Source organism: Orbaceae bacterium lpD02 (assembly GCA_036251875.1).
In the GTDB taxonomy this organism is placed as follows: Bacteria; Pseudomonadota; Gammaproteobacteria; order Enterobacterales; family Orbaceae; genus Orbus; species Orbus sturtevantii.
Genome location: CP133960.1, coordinates 1,647,438 through 1,667,361 on the forward strand (window position 1 = coordinate 1,647,438; position 19,924 = coordinate 1,667,361).

Sequence of the window (19,924 nt, forward strand, 5' to 3'; positions counted from 1 at the left end):
TACTGAAAATAACTAAAAAAGTCTGTCTAACCCTATTATCGATGTTTTATGCTCTTTTATCAAAAATAGCGTCAACTAATCCATAATCAACGGCTTGTTGTGCAGACATAAAGTTATCACGATCAGTATCTTTCTCAATAATGTCTAATTTTTGTCCTGTATGTAAAGCCATTAGCTCATTCATTCTATTTTTTACTTTTAGCACTTCTTTAGCATGAATTTGTATATCAGAAGCTTGTCCCTGAAATCCACCTAACGGTTGGTGAATCATCACTCTTGCATTAGGTAAGCAATAGCGTTTACCTTTGGCTCCTGCCGTGAGTAAAAAAGCCCCCATTGAGCATGCTTGACCAAGGCAGATAGTGCTTACATCAGGTTTAATAAACTGCATCGTATCATAAATAGACATACCAGATGTAATAACCCCCCCAGGAGAATTTATGTAAAGATAAATATCTTTTTCTGGGTTTTCTGCTTCTAAAAATAGCATCTGAGCCACAATTAAATTCGCCATATGGTCTTCTACTTGCCCAGTCATAAAAATGATACGCTCTTTTAGTAATCTAGAATAAATGTCGTACGCCCTTTCACCTCTAGAGCTTTGTTCTACAACCATAGGGACAACGTTCATTCTTTCCTCAAATGAATTATTGCTATAAGACATTCTTCCTCCTAACTAAATAAAACAGCCCAAAAAAGAGTACTCTTATTTTGGGCTACAATGTGTTATAAAAATCAGCTCAGATTATGCTGGTTGTTGATTCATTAGCTCTGCAAACGAATATGATTTTTCAGCAACTTTAGCTTTTTCAACTAATAAGTCAATAACTTGATCTTCTAAAGCGACTGATCTTAAGTTCTCTAAAGCTTTTTTATCTTTACTATAATAAGCAACAACTTCTTTTGGATCTTCGTATGCAGTTGCAATTTCGTCGATGAGCTCTTTGACTCGATTGTCATCAGCTTTTAGTTTATTATTCTCAATGATATCACTAAATAACAAACCAATTAATACTCGGCGTTTAGCTTCTGCCTCGAATAACTCTTTCGGTAATTCGGCTGCTTGTTTTGCATTATTACCAAAACGAGCCATCGCTTGCTGGCGTAAGACATCAATTTCGCGTTCTATCAATGATGATGGGACATCAATTTCATTATGTTTTACTAATCCATCAATAACTTGGGCTTTTATTTTATTACGAATCGTTGCTTTTAGCTCTCTTTGCATATTTTTTCGCACTTCAGCTTTTAAGCTATCAAGCGAACCATCTGCAATACCAAAACGTTTAATTACATCGATTGTTAATTCAGGCAATTCTAATTCTTCGACTTTTTTCAAGGTAGATGCAAATTTTGCGGCTTTACCTTTCAAATTGTCTACATGGTAATCTTCAGGGAACGTTACATTAATATCAAAGCTATCGCCGGCTTTATGACCTAAAATGGCATCTTCAAAGCCAGGGATCATTCGACCTTGACCTAGAACAAGAGCAAAATCAGTTGCTTTTCCACCTTCAAACTCTTCACCATCAACAGTTCCTAGAAAATCAAAAACTACACGCATTTGATCTTGTGCTTCTTTAGTAACTTCTTTCCAAATCCCTTGTTGCTTGCGTAATGTATCAATCATGACATCAATATCAGCATCAACGATATCAACAGTTGGTTTTTCCACTTCGATTTTATCAAGGTCTTTAATTTCTACTTGCGGATAAACTTCGAACTCAACTGTAAACGGGTAATTTTCACCTTGCTTATATTGGGTTGGAATATAAGTTGGAGATCCTGCTGGGTTAATCTTTTCCTGAATAATCGCTTCAATAAAATTACGTTGCATTAAATCACTTAATGCATCTTGTAAAATTGATGCTCCATAACGTTGCTCAACAATGTTTAATGGCACTTTACCTTTACGAAATCCATCAATACGGACTTTCTTAGCCGTATTAACTAGTTCTTTACTAATCGCTTTTTGGATATCTTCTGATGGAATAGTTATCGTTAAACGTCGTCCTAATCCTTGTGTTGTTTCCACCGAAACTTGCATCTTTGAACCTCAGAATCATGAGTTAAATTGTGTTTTTGCAATTAAAAGTGACTTAGTCTACAAAGCAAACACAAAAAAGTTTATAAAATAGCCATGCATTATACAGGCCGATATAGCTTACGTCGAGAATTTTAATAGTTTCTTCTCTAACGATTTTAGTCGTTTATTCATCTCATCAATATGCAATACTAATGAAGCTGTTTTACGCCATACTTTGTTTTCCTGCAAAGGAATGCCTGACGAATAAACACCTGGCGTCGTAATTGGTCGCATAACCATCCCCATTCCTGTGACGGTAACTTTATCGCAAATTTCCATATGGCCGTTGATTACACTCGCACCACCAATTAAACAGTATTTACCAATTTTTAGGCTGCCTGCCATAATCACGCCACCAGCGACGGCAGTATGCTCGCCAATATAGTCATTGTGCGCAATCTGACACTGGTTATCAATAATAACACCATCACGAATAATTGTATCATCAAGTGCACCACGATCGATTGTCGTCGATGCGCCAATTTCTACATTATTACCAATAATCACAGAGCCTAATTGTGGGATTTTAATCCAATTACCGCGATCATTAGCATAACCAAATCCGTCAGAACCGATTACTGCTCCTGACTGAATTAAACAATTATCACCAATTTGAATCTTGTGATAAACAGAGACATTAGCCCATAATTTAGTGTTTTTACCGATTTTACTATTTTGGCCAATAAAACACCCTGCACCAATAACTGCATTGTCACCAATCTCGACGCCAACCTCGATAACTGCATTAGCGCCAATAGCAACATTTTTTCCCAATAAAACACCATCAGCAATTACAGCCGATGATGCAATACCTTTTGCCGGTAATGGCGTGTTATCGAGTAACTGGGCAAGTCTTGCATAAGTTAAATAGGGATTGTCAACTATCAGTGCCGCGCCACGCCAGTATGGCAAACTTTCTTCGGTCAAGACAACGGCAGTAGCCTGACAATTTTGGAGCTGTTCCTGATATTTTTTATCTGATAAAAAAGTAATCTGGCTTTGCCTCGCATTAGCCATAGAAGCAATGCTACTGATAATAGTATTTGCATCGCCGACTAGAACAGCACCTAATTTTTCCGCTAGTTCTTTTAACTTATACTCCTGCATTATTTTTTAACCTGTTCCAAAACCTTTTTAGTTATATCAATTGAATCCGTTGCATAAAAGGCAGCTTCAGCCTTTAAAACTAAATCATATTTATTAGCAGCTACAATTTTTTTCACTGCATCTTGTATTTTTGCTAATAATTTACCCGCTTCTTCGTTTTCACGTTTACGGTAATCCATCGAGAAACTTTTTGCTTTATCTTCAAATGCTTTCATAACATTAGTTAATTTTGTCTTATCTGATGCAGATAATGTCATGCCGTCTTTTTGCATTTTTTGATTTGCTTCAATGGCTTTTTTCTCTTCTTCTTTTAATGCTTTGGCTCGGGATTCAAACTCCGCATCAAGAGCCTTACTAACCGATTCTCTTTGTGGCATTTGTTGTAAAATATAAACAACATCAACAACTGCGATTTTTGTCTCTGCAAAAGCCGTGCTGCTTAATAATAACGCCAAGCTCAATCCTATAACCGATACAATCTTTTTCACTTTAATCACCCTTTATATTAAAAATAACATATTACCATGTAGAACCAATATTGAACTGGAACTGTTGCGATGAGTCACCATCAAATTTCTTAATTGGCTGCGCGTACGAGAACACTAACGGCCCTAGCGGCGACATCCATTGTACAGCTAGACCAGCTGAAACACGAATATCTGATGGAGAACCATAATCAGGAATATTCGCTGCCCCTTTCATATCCCATTCCGTATCCCATACTGTACCCGCATCAACAAATACTGATGTTCTGATGCTATTTGAGTATTTTTCACTGGCAAATGGTGTTGGAACAATTAACTCCCCACTAATAAAGGCTAGTGCATTACCACCAACCGAATCTGATGAAACTGTGCAGCCGCTATAGTTAGACAAATCACAACCCCCACCATTAAAATAGACTGCTTTTGGACCAACAGTATTTGATTTAAAGCCTCTTAACACCGAAGAACCACCAGCATAAAAATTTTCATAGAATGGTAATTCTTTGCCACCAAAGCCCGTACCATAACCTAAACGACCCCGCGCTAATGCAACCCATTGGTGATCAGAGTCCAATGGATAATAATAAGAGCTATCAGCGATGAATTTAGCATATCTGTTATCAAAAACAGGAACCGTAACTTTAGCATTCGCGCTCACTTTAAGCCCTTCGGTTGGGAAAAAACCGCGGTCTAATGTATTGTAGCTCCAGTAGGCATTGACTAAAAAGTCGCTAGTGTTGTAATCTGCATCCGTTGTTTTCCCACGCATATTTTCGCCCATTGACTGCAAATAGCGCCACATACCATATTGAGGTTTCATGTCGCTTAGTCGATGGCTTACAAATTCAGAACCAAAGCGAATGAAATTAGTCTCGCTAATTGGAAAACCTAAGTTCGCGGTAGCACCCCAAGTTTTACTTGAGTATTCAGATACATCGCCACTTTCTTTATCTGCTTGATAAGTGTTGTAGTAAACACTCCCACCTAAGCTAACACCATCAACGGTAAAATAAGGGTTAGTAGCAGAAAGCGATGCAGTTTTATCTGAGTTAGTAGTATTTACATCAAATGAAACACTATTGCCCGTGCCCAACCAGTTGTCCTGCGAAATACCAGCATTAAAACTAACCCCACTATCAGAACCAATACCGATACCAAATTTTATGCTACCAGTATTACGCTCAGCTACCTTATAAGTAACATCGACTTGATCGTCTACATCTGGTACCTTTTGCGTTTCAGTTTCAACGGTATCAAAAAAGCCTAAACGATTGAGTCTTGTCTTACCGAGCTCAACTAAATTATTACTTAACCAAGCAGCCTCCATTTGGCGAAGCTCTCGGCGAATAACTTTTTCGCTGGTAACCATATTTCCAACAATATTGATCTTGCGAACATAATAACGAGGACCTGAATCGACAAACACAATTAAGTTCACCGTATGGTCTGCATCATTAATTTCAGGGTGGGTAATCACTCGAGGATATGCATAACCATAATCAGCTAGCATTTTTTTAATCTTATCTTCAACTTGGGTAATCTTTTGGCCGTTATAAAGCTCGCCTTGATGAATTTGCTCATTCACAATTTGGTCTATTTTATCTCTGTAGCCAGTATAACTACCTTTAATTTCTACACCAGAAAAATTATACTGCTCACCCTCATGAATGTTGATAGTAACATAAATACCTTTTTTGTCGGGTGTTAAACTAACCTGTGTCGAATCTATACTAAAACGGGCATAACCTTTATCAAGGTAAAATCCTTGAAGCTCATCCAAGTCAGCTGCCAATTTCTGTTTTTGATACTTGCGGTCACCTAGCATGTTCCACCAAGGAACTTCATCTCTTAATGAAAAACGAGAAATCAACTCATTTGATGAATAAGCTTTAGCACCAACAATATTTATTTGATCTATTTCAGCAGATAACCCTTCAGCAATATCTAGTTTTAGATCAACACGGTTGCGTGATAATGGCGTCACAACAGCTTTAACTTTAGCGTTATATTTACCAATACTATAATAAAAATCTTCAAGGCCCTTTTCTATTGCCGATAGCGTTGTACGATCTAATGATTCTCCGCTCCTAACACCTGAACTTTCCAAATTTGATATTAGCATGTCATCTTTTACTGACTTGTTTCCAGAGAAAGTAATGCTCGCTATAGTTGGGCGTTCTTGTACGTTAATAATCAATATATCGCCGTCACGAGAAATGGTAATATTTTCAAAATTTCCGCTAGCATATAGCGATTTTACAATATTACTAAGATCCGACTCGTTTACGTAATCCCCTATTTGGACAGGCATTTTTAATAACGCAGCTCCAAGCGTTACGCGTTGCAATCCTTCAAACTTTATATCTTTTACCTGAAAATCATCAGCCGCAAATGCTGCTTGGCTGTAAGTAAAAGAGCTAAAAACCAAAGACGCTATGAGCAATTTACTAATTCTCATTTGTGAAGCTTACCTTTCATTATATGTTAATCCATTTAATCACAATTATAAGTGTAAAAAATCGTTAAATAACGCAATACCCATTATAATCATCAATAAAACAAAACCTACCCGATAAAAAATTCCTTGCACTTTACTTGAAACGGGGGAGCCTTTTATTTTTTCAATCAGCAAAAATAAAAGATGCCCCCCATCTAACATCGGCAAAGGAACTAAATTAATTACACCTAAACTAATACTAATAAACGCTAAAAAAAACAAGTAAGGAACCATCCCATAACTCGCTGTTTGCCCGGCCCCTTTAGCAATACCAATGGGTCCCGATAAATTTTTAATACTAATAACACCTGTTAACAACTGATAAAATGAGCGCATCACCTGCTTTATTGTTAATTTTGTTTGCTCAAATCCTTTAACAAATCCGTCTACTATACCATACTGTTTTACAATTGTGTTACTGCTTGGATAAATTCCGGCAACTCCAACTAATTTTCCTTGTTCATTAACACTAATTTTAGGCTGTAAATCAAGCGAAATTATCTCATTTTTACGTTTTATTGTTAATGCTATTGGATCACCTTTTTTTACTAATTGAGAAAAATTATCCCAATTATCATAATCTTGCTTATTATAACTGATAATTTCATCGCCAATTTCAAGCCCAGCAGCTTTAGCTGCCGAATTATCGATAATGGCACTAATGACTGGGCGAGTTCCTACCTGCTCAGGTATAAAACCAAACGCGGTTATTGGTGATTCTTTTTCTACATCATACTGCCAGTTTTTAATACTAATTGTCGTTTGATATAACTCATCTGCATTTGCAGTATAACTGAGTTCGATACTATCCTTGCCCATTTCACTAATCAGTACTGAACCAACATCTGCCCAACTCTCTATTTTGATGCCTGCAATAGATTTTAGTTCCGCACCTTGCACAATATTTACACTTGCTATAGGAGTATTCGTAATGGTTCCCGCAATTTTAACTGGATAAGTTATAATGCCAATTTGAAAAACTACCCAGTAAACAATAACTGCTAGAATAAAATTAGCAATCGGACCCGCGCTAATAATCGCCGCTCGCTGAATAATTGGTTTATGATCGAACGCGAATTGTTTTTGCTCTTCTACCAGAGGTTGATTGCGACCATCAAGCATTTTAACATAACCACCCAGTGGAATAGCGGAAAGGGTATACTCAGTTCCTTTTTTGCTAGTATAAGACCAAAGCTTTTTACCAAAACCAACCGAAAAACACTCAACGTTAACACCGCAAAATCTGGCCATAATAAAATGTCCAAACTCATGCACCGTAACAAGCACACTAATAGTGATAAAAAATATTACCGCTGACCAAATCAAAATTATGTCCTATAAAACATGAAGAGAAATAGCCGCAAATATTGGAATTGCTGCAGTTAAGCTATCAATACGATCTAAAATTCCACCATGACCAGGAATTAAATGGCCGCTATCTTTAATTTTTGCTTCACGCTTAAACATACTTTCAGTTAAATCACCTAATATTGAAACTAGTATTGCAAATATAGAACTAATCATTAAATTATATAGCGAAATGGTAAAATAATGGCTTAAATAAACAACAACACTAATTAATAGCGATAAAATAACACCACCAATAAGTCCTTCTATTGTTTTTCCTGGCGACACTTTTGGTGCTAACTTGTGCTTACCAAATATCCTTCCTGCAAAATAAGCACCAGAATCAGTGGCCCACACAAGGACCAAGACGTAAAGCAACCAAAATGCTCCTTGGAATGAGTCACCATCATAATTAATCTGTCTTAAAGCAATCATACCAACGAAAAAAGGTGCTAATGTGAAACACGCAAATAAAATTTTAATGTAATTATTCTGCCAGAAACGAACTGAGCTTGGATAGGTGACAACTAATAATAAAGCCACTAACCACCAAACTAGAGAAACGAGCAAAATATATTTAAACACGTCTATTTTGCCTGCAAGTAAAGCAGATACATAATAAATAGCAACGATAAAAAGGGTAAATATTAGCGCAAATATGCCTCTACTTTTAACAGATTTAATTTGCAGAAACTGTGCCCATTCCCATGCAGATAGTGCACAAATTATAACCATCAAAGAAATAAATCCTGATAAGGGTATAAAAAATAAACATAAAATAACCAAAGGGATTAATACAATAGCTGCCAATATACGCTGAATTAACATTACATGTCCTATTTTTTAACAATCAACAACCTGACCAAATCGCCGTTCTCTTTTATTAAAGATCGAAATTGCTTCATCAAATGAATTTAGATCAAAATCCGGCCATAGTATATCAGTAAAATAAAATTCAGAATAAGCAATTTGCCATAGTAAAAAATTACTAATCCTATGCTCACCGCCAGTTCTAATAACAAGGTCTACTGCGGGTAATTCATGCAATGAAAGCTCCTTACCAACAACATCTTCTGTAAGATCATCAATCAATAGCTCATTATTATTAACTTTATCAATAATTTTTTTAATTGCATGAGTAATATCCCACCGCCCACCATAATTTGCGGCAATATTCAGTACAAGACCGGTATTATTGAGAGTCATGCTTTGGACATCAGCAATCATTGCCTGTAATTGACTAGAAAATCGAGAAATATCGCCGATGATATTTAAACGGATATTATTTTTGTGCAATGTTTTTGCTTCTCGATTTAAAGCATAAACAAATAAAGACATTAATGAAGAAACTTCTTGCTCAGGTCTTTTCCAGTTTTCACTACTAAAAGCATATAAAGTCAAAGCTTTTATGCCAATTAGGCTAGCATGCTGAACCACTTTTCTTACTGCTTTTAGCCCAGCTTTATGCCCAACCACTCTTAATTGATTCCTACTTTTAGCCCACCGCCCATTTCCATCCATAATAATTGCTACATGATTGGGAATATGTTTTTTTTGCGACATGCCTTTCCTATTTACATTTCTATAAAACGGTTATCGAGTACCGTAGACAACAATTGTTTTACCATGAGCAGAAATCAAATGTTGTCCTTCTAACATTTTTAGAATTCGCCCAACTGTCTCTCTTGAACAACCAACAATCTGACCAATTTCCTGTCGAGTAATTTTTATTTGCATTCCATCAGGATGAGTCATTGCATCAGATTGCTTAGCTAAATTTAGTAAAGTTTGGGCAATTCTACCTGCAACATCAAGAAATGCCAAGTTACTCACTTTTTCTGATGTTACTTGTAAGCGATTTGCCATTTGTGCTGCAAGTTTCACTAAAATATCTGGATTAACCTGAATCAGTTGTTTAAATTTTTTATATGATATTTCTGCAACTTCACAGCTCGTTCGTGCTTTAACCCAAGCACTGCGCTCTGTTCCTTCTTCAAATAAACCAAGTTCTCCGATAAACTCACCTTGACTTACATAAGATAAAATCATCTCTTTGCCTTCATCGTCTTTAATTAAAACGGCTGCGGCACCTTTTACGATGTAATATAACGTTTCAGCTTTTTCACCTTGATGAATTAATGTACTTTTGGCTGGATATTTATGGACATGACAATGAGATAAAAACCACTCTAATGTTGTATCGGATTGCTGTTTACTAATAATCATTAAATCCTACTCCAGTTATACAATTTCTAGTTATTATATGATGTCACTATATCAAACTTATCTACTGAATAATATATCAAAATCAATTTTGCTCATGGGGGAAGCCTATAACTTACTTTTTTACAAAACATCTTCAGTGCATTTTAAATCTATCGTCTCATGCAGTTCAGACCAAACTATGACAATTTTTCCTTGCTGCAATAGTTTGCCAATATCATCTACTTTCTCGGCTAATGTTTTTTCCATCAAACCGTAGTCAGTTCCTTCTCGCAAAATAAAACTTTCAATAATGTTGAGTAAAGTATCTTGTTCCAACTCTTGCCAAGGAATTATCACTGTACCAACCTTATAACCGAGATAATAAAATTATTTGTTATTATTAACACTAAACTCAAGAAATGCAACTAGCGCATTAATAATATTGCGAGCATTAACGAGAAATATCATTAGTAATACCAAATCTATAACAATTTTGTGCCTATTTGAAGTATTATAGCTAGAAAATAAAAAAAAAAACCACTCAAGAGAGTGGTTTTTAAAGCAAATTTACGTTTATGCTTCATCTGTCGAATTAAGTAACTCGGCTAAATTAGCAGTCGCTTCCTCGGCTGTCACAATAGATTCTGAGACAACATGAGGCTCTGCCATTAGTGCGCGTTTACGCAAACGCTCTTTGTGGTATGCATATCCAGTCCCGGCTGGAATCAGTCGCCCAACAATAACGTTTTCTTTTAAGCCGCGAAGTTCATCATTTTTACCTGCAACAGCTGCTTCCGTTAACACACGAGTTGTTTCTTGGAATGATGCTGCAGAAATAAATGACTCTGTTGTCAGTGATGCTTTCGTAATACCTAATAAATCATGCATATAAGATGCTGGCTCTTTACCTTGCGCCTCTAGTTCTCGATTAATGATCTTGATGCGAGAAACTTCTAATTGTTCACCTTCTAATAAACGGGAATTACCGATATTACCAATTGTTGCTTTGCGTAACATTTGACGAACAATAACCTCAATATGCTTATCATTAATTTTTACACCTTGTAAACGATAAACTTCCTGAACTTCATTCACAATATAACGCGTTACAGCATTGACACCTCTTAAGCGTAAAATATCATGTGGAGACTCTGGACCATCAGAAATCACGTCGCCACGCTCGACATGCTCGCCTTCGAAGACGTTAAGTTGACGCCATTTAGGAATCATCTCTTCATATGGTTCACTACCATCTGCTGGTGAAATAACTAGACGACGCTTACCTTTGGTCTCTTTGCCAAATGAAACGATACCATCAACTTCAGCAAGAATAGCTGGCTCTTTTGGTCTACGCGCTTCAAACAGATCTGCTACGCGTGGTAAACCACCCGTAATATCTTTTGTACCAACAGAAGCCTGTGAAATACGAGCCAAAACATCACCAGTGTTAATTGCCGCCCCATCTTCTAGTTGAACCAACGCTTTTCCTGGTAAAAAGTACTGTGCAGGCATCTCAGAACCCGTAACAAACACATCTTTACCTTTAGCATTTACAATTTTAATTGCTGGACGTAAATCTTTACCAACAGCGGTTCTTTCTGCTACATCAAGTACTACGATTGAAGATAAGCCAGTTAAATCGTCAGTTTGACGGGTTATTGATTGCCCATCAACCATATCGACAAACTTAATAAAACCTTGTACTTCAGAGACCACTGGCATGGTATGAGGATCCCAGTTTGCAATGGTTTCACCAGCTTTAACTGCTGTACCTGTCCCTTTAGTCAAGATCGCACCATAAGGAACCTTATAAGTTTCTTTCATTCGACCTAACTCATCAATGACAGTTAACGTCGTATTACGTGAAGTGATAATAAGTTTCTTCTCTGGATTGATAACAAATTTTGCATTAGATAGTTTGATAATACCGTTATTCTTAACTTGTACGCTTGATTCAGCTGCGGCTCTTGATGCAGCACCACCAATATGGAATGTACGCATTGTCAGCTGTGTACCCGGCTCACCAATTGATTGGGCAGCAATTACACCAATTGCTTCACCTTTATTAATTAAATGACCACGAGCTAAGTCACGACCATAACAATTAGCACAAACGCCAAAATCAGTATCGCAGGAAACCACCGAGCGAACTTTAACACTATCAATCAGTTCTTCTTCTAATAAATCGCAAAAACTTTCGTCCAATAATGTATTACGTGGGATCAAAACATCAGCAGAGCCAGGTTTTAATACATCTTCCGCTGTAACCCGCCCTAGTACGCGTTCACGAAGTGGCTCTTTAACATCTCCGCCCTCAATAACAGGCGTCATCACAACACCTTCATGAGTACCACAATCGTCTTGAATAACAACCAGATCTTGTGCTACATCAACTAAACGACGAGTTAAATAACCCGAGTTAGCTGTTTTTAATGCGGTATCAGCTAACCCTTTACGTGCACCATGGGTAGAAATAAAGTATTGCAGTACGTTTAATCCTTCGCGGAAGTTGGCAGTAATTGGTGTTTCAATAATCGAGCCATCTGGTTTTGCCATCAAACCACGCATACCAGCGAGCTGTCTGATCTGTGCTGCAGAGCCACGAGCACCAGAATCGGCCATCATGTAAATACTATTAAAAGATGGTTGAGACTCTTCTTTACCTTCTCTGTTTATAACTTTTTCTGTCGATAAGTTATCCATCATCGCTTTAGCTACACGCTCATTCGCTGCAGCCCAAATATCAATAACTTTATTATAACGCTCCCCAGCTGTAACTAAACCAGATTGGAACTGTTCTTGAATCTCTGCAACTTCAGCTTCTGCTTCGGTAATAATCTCAGCTTTTTTCGCTGGAATCACCATATCATCAATACCAACAGATACCCCTGAACGAGCTGCATATGCAAAACCAGTGTACATAACTTGGTCTGCTAGAATAACTGTCTCTTTCATACCTAACTGACGATAGCAAATATTCAAGATTTTAGAAATCGCTTTTTTACCTAATGGTTGATTAACCACTGAAAATGGTAAGCCTTTTGGCATGATCAACCATAAAATAGCTCGACCAATTGTTGTATCAACTAAGGAAATAGACGTTTCCCATTCATCGGCATCATTACGGGTGTATTCAGTAATCCGAATTTTAACTCGTGCGTGAAGATCTGCCAAGCCTAGTCGATAAAGCTTTTCTGCTTCTTTTGGACCAGTTAAAACCATACCTTCGCCTTTTGCATTAACTCGATCACGAGTCATATAATAAAGGCCTAATACAACGTCTTGTGATGGCACAATAATTGGTTCACCACTCGCTGGAGATAAGATATTATTCGTCGACATCATTAACGCTCGAGCTTCAATTTGCGCTTCTATCGTTAATGGGACATGAACCGCCATTTGGTCACCATCAAAGTCAGCATTGAATGCCGCACACACTAATGGATGTAACTGAATAGCTTTACCTTCAATCAAAATTGGTTCAAATGCTTGAATACCTAATCTATGAAGTGTTGGCGCTCGGTTTAATAAAACCGGATGCTCACGAATAACTTCATCTAAAATATCCCAAACAATTGCGTCTTCACGTTCAACCATTTTTTTCGCTGCTTTAATGGTCGTAGCATAACCGCGGCGCTCTAATTTACCGTAAATGAATGGTTTGAAAAGTTCAAGCGCCATTTTTTTCGGTAAACCACACTGGTGTAGGCGTAAGTATGGGCCTACGGTAATTACAGAACGTCCCGAATAGTCAACACGTTTACCTAATAAGTTCTGACGGAAACGACCTTGCTTACCTTTAATCATATCAGCAAGCGATTTTAATGGACGTTTGTTTGAACCGGTAATTGCGCGACCTCGACGACCATTATCTAATAACGCATCAACAGACTCTTGCAGCATACGTTTTTCATTACGCACAATGATGTCAGGAGCGGCTAAATCTAATAAACGTTTTAAACGGTTATTACGATTAATAACTCGACGATATAAATCATTAAGATCAGACGTTGCAAAGCGACCGCCATCTAACGGCACTAAAGGACGTAAATCAGGTGGAAGAACCGGTAATACATTTAAGATCATCCATTCAGGTTTATTTTCTGACAGAATAAATGCTTCTAGAATCTTAATACGCTTAGTTAATTTTTTACGTTTCGTTTCAGAATTCGTCGTTGACAACTCATCGCGTAATAGTTCACATTCCGCAGCTAAATCTAAATTACGTAACAATTCTTGAATAGCTTCGGCACCCATGCGCGCATCAAACTCATCACCAAATTCTTCCAGCGCGTCTAAGTATTGCTCTTCGGTTAGAATTTGACCTCTGTCAAGGTTAGTCATTCCACCATCAAGAACCATAAATGATTCAAAATAAAGCACTCGTTCAATATCACGTAATGGCATATCAAGCAATAAACCGATACGAGATGGTAACGATTTTAAAAACCAAATATGGGCTGTTGGTGAAGCAAGTTCGATATGTCCCATGCGCTCACGACGCACTTTGGCTTGCGTCACTTCAACACCACATTTTTCACAGATCACACCGCGATGCTTTAAACGTTTATATTTACCACATAAACATTCATAATCTTTAACGGGTCCAAAAATTCTGGCACAAAACAAACCGTCACGCTCAGGTTTAAATGTACGATAATTAATGGTTTCTGGTTTTTTAACCTCACCAAATGACCATGAACGGATCATGTCAGGTGACGCTAACCCAATTTTAATAGCGTCAAAATCTTCAGTTTTAGTTTGCGCTTTTAGAAACTTTAATAAGTCTTTCACTAATTGGCTCCTATGGAGTTAAACCAACTGGGCAATCGTTAAATAACTAACGATTACCCGTATAAATAGCAATCTTATATCAGATAAAATTACTCTTCATCTAATTCAATATTGATACCTAACGAGCGAATCTCTTTTAATAAAACATTAAAGGATTCAGGGATCGCAGGTTCCATACTATGATCGCCATCTACGATATTTTTATACATCTTCGTACGACCGTTTACATCATCTGATTTTACTGTCAACATTTCTTGTAGTGTATATGCTGCGCCATAAGCTTCGAGCGCCCATACTTCCATCTCACCAAAGCGTTGACCACCAAACTGAGCTTTACCACCAAGAGGTTGTTGAGTAACCAAACTATACGAGCCAGTTGAACGTGCATGCATCTTATCATCGACAAGATGATTAAGTTTTAACATGTACATATAACCAACTGTTACTGGTCGCTCAAATTTTTCACCTGTACGACCATCATGTAAAATAATTTGCCCTGATGTTGGAATGTCACCGAGTTCAAGTAAAGCTTTAATTTCAGACTCTTTAGCACCATCAAATACCGGTGTCGCAAGTGGCATACCATTACGAAGATTTTGAGCAAGCGTCATCACTTCTCGATCAGAAAATTCAGCAACATTCACTTCTTGAGCCGCGCCAAGTCCTAGGTCATACGCTTTTTGAATAAATTCACGAAGCTTAGCTAGCTCTTGTTGCTCTTTAAGCATTGCATCAATTTTATTACCGATACCTTTAGCTGCCATCCCTAAATGCGTTTCCAATACTTGACCGATATTCATACGAGATGGAACACCGAGTGGATTTAATACTAAATCAACTGGGCATCCATCTTCATCATATGGCATATCTTCGATTGGATTAATTTTTGAGATAACCCCTTTATTACCATGACGACCAGCCATTTTATCACCTGGCTGAATCTGGCGTTTAACAGCTAAATAAACCTTAACGATTTTTAATACACCAGGCTGTAGATCATCGCCTTGAGTAATTTTCATACGTTTAGCTTCAAGCCGTTTATTAAAATCAGCTTTAATCTCATCATGTTGAGCAGCTAATTCTTCTAATTTAGCTTGTTTATCTTCTTTTGATAAACCTATAGTCAGCCATTTTTCACGCGGTTGTGCGTCAAGTTTATTCGCATCAATACCACCCGAAATTAAAACATCTTTGATTTGAGCAAAGAGAGCTGCTTCCAAAATCTTTAACTCTTCAGTTAAATCTTTTTTCGCTTGTTTTAGCTGCATATCTTCTATTTCAAGCGCTCGCTTATCTTTAACGACACCATCACGGGTAAAGACTTGAACATCAATAACAGTACCAGAAACACCATTTGGCACTCGTAGTGAAGTATCTTTAACATCAGATGCTTTTTCACCGAAGATAGCTCTAAGTAGTTTTTCTTCAGGCGTTAGTTGTGTTTCACCTTTCGGCGTTACCTTACCAACTAAAATATCACCACCTTTAACTTCTGCGCCAATATAAACAATACCTGACTCATCAAGCTTAGAAAGTGCTGACTCGCCCACATTTGGAATATCTGCACTAATTTCTTCTGCACCTAATTTTGTATCGCGAGAAACACAGGAAAGTTCTTGAATGTGAATAGAAGTAAATCGGTCATCTTGCACCACTCTTTCAGAAACTAAAATAGAATCTTCGAAGTTGTAACCATTCCATGGCATAAACGCCACACGCATGTTCTGACCTAATGCTAGCTCACCTAAATCGGTTGAAGGACCATCGGCTAATACATCGCCACGCTCAACTTTTTCACCTAATTCAACGCATGGAATTTGGTTAATACAAGTATTTTGGTTAGAACGAGTATATTTAGTTAAATTGTAGATATCAATCCCAGCTTCGCCAGAATACATCTCATCAGAATTAACATTAATGACTATTCGCGATGCATCAACATACTGCACGGTACCACCGCGTTTGGCAACGGCCGTTACACCCGAATCAACTGCTACGGCTCGCTCCATACCTGTACCAACAAATGGTTTTTCTGCTTTCAATGTAGGTACTGCTTGGCGTTGCATGTTCGCACCCATCAAGGCACGGTTAGCATCATCATGTTCAAGGAATGGAATCAATGATGCCCCAACAGAAACGATTTGTTGAGTTGAGACGTCCATATAATCAACTTGCTCAGCATTATATAAACCTGATTCACCATTTAAACGACAAGTGACTAAATCTTCTTTAAAACGACCATCATCGTCTAAATTTGAGTTAGCTTGAGCAATAACATAAGCACTTTCGTCAATAGCTGATAAATAGTTGATTTCATCGGTCACAATACCATCAATGACTCGGCGATAAGGGGTCTCTAAGAAACCATACTCATTGGTTCTTGCATAAACTGCTAATGAGTTAATTAAACCGATATTTGGACCTTCAGGCGTTTCAATTGGACAAACACGACCGTAATGGGTTGGATGTACGTCACGGACTTCAAATCCAGCACGTTCACGTGTTAAACCACCAGGACCTAATGCAGAAATACGACGTTTATGTGTGATTTCAGATAATGGGTTATTTTGATCCATAAACTGAGATAATTGGCTTGAACCAAAGAATTCACGAATCGCGGCTGAAATTGGTTTAGCGTTGATCATATCTTGCGGCATTAACGCATCAAGATCACCTAATGATAAACGCTCTTTAACAGCACGTTCAACCCGAACTAAACCAATTCTAAATTGGTTTTCTGCCATTTCACCAACACTACGAATTCGACGGTTACCTAAATGATCAATATCATCCACATCACCATGACCGTTACGAATGGCAATAAGCTTTTTCATAACGTCGACAATGTCATCGTTATTTAAAACACCACTACCTTCGATATCTTCACGATTTAAAGAACGGTTAAACTTCATGCGACCTACCGCAGATAAATCATAGCGTTCCTCTGAGAAGAAAAGGTTAGCAAATAAAGATTCAGCCGCTTCTTTTGTCGGTGGCTCACCAGGACGCATCATACGATAAATTTCAACAAGTGCACCTAATTGGTCATGAGTAGGATCAACGTTGATTGTTTCAGAAATAAACGCACCGTGATCAAGATCATTAGTAAATAATGTCTCGATTTTTTTATAACCTGCTTGAGTTAATTCAGCAAGCAACTCCAATGAAATTGGAGTATTAGCTGGTGCAATCATATCTCCCGTGCTAGCATTAATATAATTTTTTGCTAGTACTTTGCCAATAATATACTCAACAGGCACATCTATTTTTGTGATGTTATCTTTTTCTAGTTGTCGGATATGTCTTGCCGTTATACGTCGACCTTTCTCTACATAAATCTGATCTTTTGATTCAATATCAAACTGTGCTGTTTCACCACGTAGGCGTTCAGGAATAAGTTCTAATTTTAATTTAGATTTAGCTACTTCAAAAATGCTTTTTTCAAAGAAAATATCTAAAATTTGCTCAGTTTCAAAACCTAGTGCTCTTAAAATTATTGTTGCAGGTAATTTGCGACGACGGTCGATACGAGCAAATAAGTTATCCTTCGGATCAAACTCAAAGTCTAACCATGAACCACGATAAGGAATAATTCTAGCGTTATATAAAACTTTACCAGATGAATGGGTTTTACCTTTATCACTATCAAAGAACACACCTGGGCTACGGTGCAATTGAGAAACAATTACACGTTCAGTACCATTAATAACAAATGTTCCATTATCAGTCATAAGAGGGATTTCGCCCATATAGACATCTTGTTCTTTAATATCTTTTACAGTTCCTTCTGGAGCATCTCTGTCATAAATAACTAAACGTAATTTAACACGTAATGGCGCAGAATAAGTGATCCCTCTAATTTGACACTCTTTTACATCAAAAACAGGCTCACCCATTTTAAATGATACATACTGAAGTTCTGCACTGCCACTATAACTCTTTATAGGAAAGATTGAACGAAAAGCGGCTTCTAAACCATATTGACCTTCAGGATCTTGGTCAATAAACTTTTGGAACGAATCAAGTTGAATAGAAAGAAGATAGGGTATATCCAACACTTGTGGACGCTTACCAAAATTCTTACGAATTCGTTTTTTCTCGGTATAAGAGTAAACCATTAGTTCCTCAACTTGCTGATCAGCCTCGATATATAATTTAATATCATATCGGCTTTATTAAATATTCATCAGATCTTAATTATTAAATTAAATCTGACACCTGCTCGAAATATTTATAAATATCAATTGATTAGGTTTTTAATTATATACTATTTCATTTGTAACTAAATAATAACTTTTTTTCACATCTACACAGACGCAAAAAGGCTGGAGATATAAACCACCAGCCGTCAGCCTTTTCAGGCTGTATATAATTGCATCAAACTTATTTAAGTTCGACAGTCGCACCAGCTTCTTCAAGCGCTTTCTTAAGTGCTTCAGAGTCATCTTTGCTAGCAGCTTCTTTAACTGTTGCAGGAGCTGATTCAACAAGGTCTTTAGCTTCTTTTAAGCCTAAACCAGTTGCACCACGAACCGCTTTGATAACTGCAACTTTGTTAGCACCGATATCTTTTAATATGACATCAAATTCAGTTTTTTCTTCAGCTGCTTCAGCTGGGCCTGCTGCTGCTACTGCAACCGCTGCTGCTGCAGAAACACCAAATTTTTCTTCCATCATTGATACAAGTTCAACAACATCCATTACAGACATTTCAGCAACTGCATCTAAAATTTGTTCTTTAGTGATAGACATAATATAGTTTCCTAAATATAGAATTTTTTAAAATTAGTAAATTGTTCAACAACTAAAATAACCTGCTCTTTTGTAAATAACAAAATTAAGCAGCTTGTTTTTGGTCGCGAACTGCCGCAAGTGTACGAACCAATTTGCCAGCCGCAGCTTCTTTCATGGTCGACATCAAACGAGCTAATGCTTCTTCGTAAGTTGGTAATGTAGCTAAACGATCAATATTAGCCGCAGTAATTAACTCACCTTCAAAGGCTGCTGCTTTAATCTCAAAGTTGTCATTTTCTTTAGCAAACGCTTTAAAAATTCGCGCTGCAGCACCTGGATGCTCATGAGAAAATGCAATCAGAGTTGGACCAACAAACGTATCTTTTAAGCACTCATAAGGAGTACCTTCAACTACGCGACGTAATAACGTGTTACGAACAACACGGATATAAACGCCAGCTTCACGAGCTGATTTACGTAATGCAGTCATTTTATCTACAGTGACGCCACGAGAATCGGCAACAACTGCAGATAGCGCACCTTTGGCAACTTCGTTAACTTCAGCAACAATTGCTTGTTTATCTTGAAGATTTAATGCCATTAGTTTTGCTCCTGAATTAAACTAGGTTTTCACCTAGACTCTCACTGTACCAATTATTGCAAGCAATA

The 19,924-nt window shown here is 37.4% G+C and carries 14 protein-coding genes; all 14 read right to left on the minus strand.

Going from position 1 to position 19,924, the window contains the following annotated elements:
* Nucleotides 1-46 precede the first annotated feature (46 nt).
* Nucleotides 47-664: an ATP-dependent Clp endopeptidase proteolytic subunit ClpP gene (clpP, locus tag RHO12_07190; GenBank protein WVD65173.1), complete on the minus strand. Its 618-nt coding sequence runs from the start codon at nucleotides 662-664 to the stop codon at nucleotides 47-49.
* Between the two features lie 81 nt (nucleotides 665-745).
* A complete protein-coding gene (gene tig, locus RHO12_07195; GenBank protein WVD65174.1) occupies nucleotides 746-2,047 on the minus strand; it encodes a trigger factor in 1,302 nt (433 codons plus the stop codon).
* 117 nt (nucleotides 2,048-2,164) lie between these two features.
* Nucleotides 2,165-3,193 carry a UDP-3-O-(3-hydroxymyristoyl)glucosamine N-acyltransferase gene (gene lpxD / locus RHO12_07200; GenBank protein ID WVD65175.1) on the minus strand — a complete coding sequence of 343 codons (1,029 nt, stop codon included), beginning with the start codon at nucleotides 3,191-3,193 and terminating at the stop codon, nucleotides 2,165-2,167.
* Entirely contained in the window at nucleotides 3,193-3,681 is a 489-nt protein-coding gene (locus RHO12_07205; GenBank protein ID WVD65176.1) for an OmpH family outer membrane protein, read from the minus strand. The genes lpxD and RHO12_07205 overlap by 1 nt, the downstream gene beginning before the upstream one ends.
* A 31-nt stretch (nucleotides 3,682-3,712) precedes the next feature.
* The gene (gene bamA / locus RHO12_07210) at nucleotides 3,713-6,136 is read right to left on the minus strand and encodes an outer membrane protein assembly factor BamA (GenBank protein ID WVD65177.1); all 2,424 of its coding nucleotides are present in this window, start codon (nucleotides 6,134-6,136) and stop codon (nucleotides 3,713-3,715) included.
* A gap of 45 nt (nucleotides 6,137-6,181) precedes the next feature.
* Entirely contained in the window at nucleotides 6,182-7,426 is a 1,245-nt protein-coding gene (gene rseP, locus RHO12_07215; protein ID WVD65178.1) for an RIP metalloprotease RseP, read from the minus strand.
* A gap of 84 nt (nucleotides 7,427-7,510) precedes the next feature.
* Nucleotides 7,511-8,350, minus strand: coding sequence for a phosphatidate cytidylyltransferase (locus tag RHO12_07220; protein ID WVD65179.1), 840 nt, complete (start codon nucleotides 8,348-8,350; stop codon nucleotides 7,511-7,513).
* A gap of 15 nt (nucleotides 8,351-8,365) precedes the next feature.
* Entirely contained in the window at nucleotides 8,366-9,085 is a 720-nt protein-coding gene (locus RHO12_07225) for an isoprenyl transferase (protein ID WVD65180.1), read from the minus strand.
* A gap of 30 nt (nucleotides 9,086-9,115) precedes the next feature.
* Entirely contained in the window at nucleotides 9,116-9,748 is a 633-nt protein-coding gene (gene crp, locus RHO12_07230; protein ID WVD65181.1) for a cAMP-activated global transcriptional regulator CRP, read from the minus strand.
* Nucleotides 9,749-9,868: 120 nt separating this feature from the next.
* A complete protein-coding gene (locus RHO12_07235) occupies nucleotides 9,869-10,084 on the minus strand; it encodes a YheU family protein (protein WVD65182.1) in 216 nt (71 codons plus the stop codon).
* Nucleotides 10,085-10,300: 216 nt separating this feature from the next.
* Complete coding sequence (gene rpoC, locus RHO12_07240) at nucleotides 10,301-14,521, minus strand: DNA-directed RNA polymerase subunit beta' (GenBank protein WVD65183.1); 4,221 nt, start codon at nucleotides 14,519-14,521, stop codon at nucleotides 10,301-10,303.
* An 89-nt stretch (nucleotides 14,522-14,610) separates the two neighbouring features.
* The gene (gene rpoB, locus RHO12_07245) at nucleotides 14,611-18,639 is read right to left on the minus strand and encodes a DNA-directed RNA polymerase subunit beta (GenBank protein WVD65184.1); all 4,029 of its coding nucleotides are present in this window, start codon (nucleotides 18,637-18,639) and stop codon (nucleotides 14,611-14,613) included.
* Between the two features lie 265 nt (nucleotides 18,640-18,904).
* A complete protein-coding gene (gene rplL / locus RHO12_07250; protein ID WVD65185.1) occupies nucleotides 18,905-19,273 on the minus strand; it encodes a 50S ribosomal protein L7/L12 in 369 nt (122 codons plus the stop codon).
* An 85-nt stretch (nucleotides 19,274-19,358) separates the two neighbouring features.
* Nucleotides 19,359-19,856 (minus strand): 50S ribosomal protein L10, encoded by a 498-nt coding sequence (gene rplJ / locus RHO12_07255; protein WVD65186.1) that lies wholly within the window; start codon nucleotides 19,854-19,856, stop codon nucleotides 19,359-19,361.
* Between the last annotated feature and the right edge of the window lie 68 nt (nucleotides 19,857-19,924).

Bases quoted from the DNA above. Each gene is read 5' to 3' on its own strand.
- crp (WVD65181.1), bottom strand. From the start codon at position 9,748: ATGATTATTAGTAAACAGCAATCCGATACAACATTAGAGTGGTTTTTA.
- rplL (WVD65185.1), bottom strand. From the start codon at position 19,273: ATGTCTATCACTAAAGAACAAATTTTAGATGCAGTTGCTGAAATGTCT.
- RHO12_07225 (WVD65180.1), bottom strand. From the start codon at position 9,085: ATGTCGCAAAAAAAACATATTCCCAATCATGTAGCAATTATTATGGAT.
- lpxD (WVD65175.1), bottom strand. From the start codon at position 3,193: ATGCAGGAGTATAAGTTAAAAGAACTAGCGGAAAAATTAGGTGCTGTT.
- rplJ (WVD65186.1), bottom strand. From the start codon at position 19,856: ATGGCATTAAATCTTCAAGATAAACAAGCAATTGTTGCTGAAGTTAAC.
- tig (WVD65174.1), bottom strand. From the start codon at position 2,047: ATGCAAGTTTCGGTGGAAACAACACAAGGATTAGGACGACGTTTAACG.
- rpoB (WVD65184.1), bottom strand. From the start codon at position 18,639: ATGGTTTACTCTTATACCGAGAAAAAACGAATTCGTAAGAATTTTGGT.
- clpP (WVD65173.1), bottom strand. From the start codon at position 664: ATGTCTTATAGCAATAATTCATTTGAGGAAAGAATGAACGTTGTCCCT.
- bamA (WVD65177.1), bottom strand. From the start codon at position 6,136: ATGAGAATTAGTAAATTGCTCATAGCGTCTTTGGTTTTTAGCTCTTTT.
- rseP (WVD65178.1), bottom strand. From the start codon at position 7,426: ATGGCCAGATTTTGCGGTGTTAACGTTGAGTGTTTTTCGGTTGGTTTT.
- RHO12_07220 (WVD65179.1), bottom strand. From the start codon at position 8,350: ATGTTAATTCAGCGTATATTGGCAGCTATTGTATTAATCCCTTTGGTT.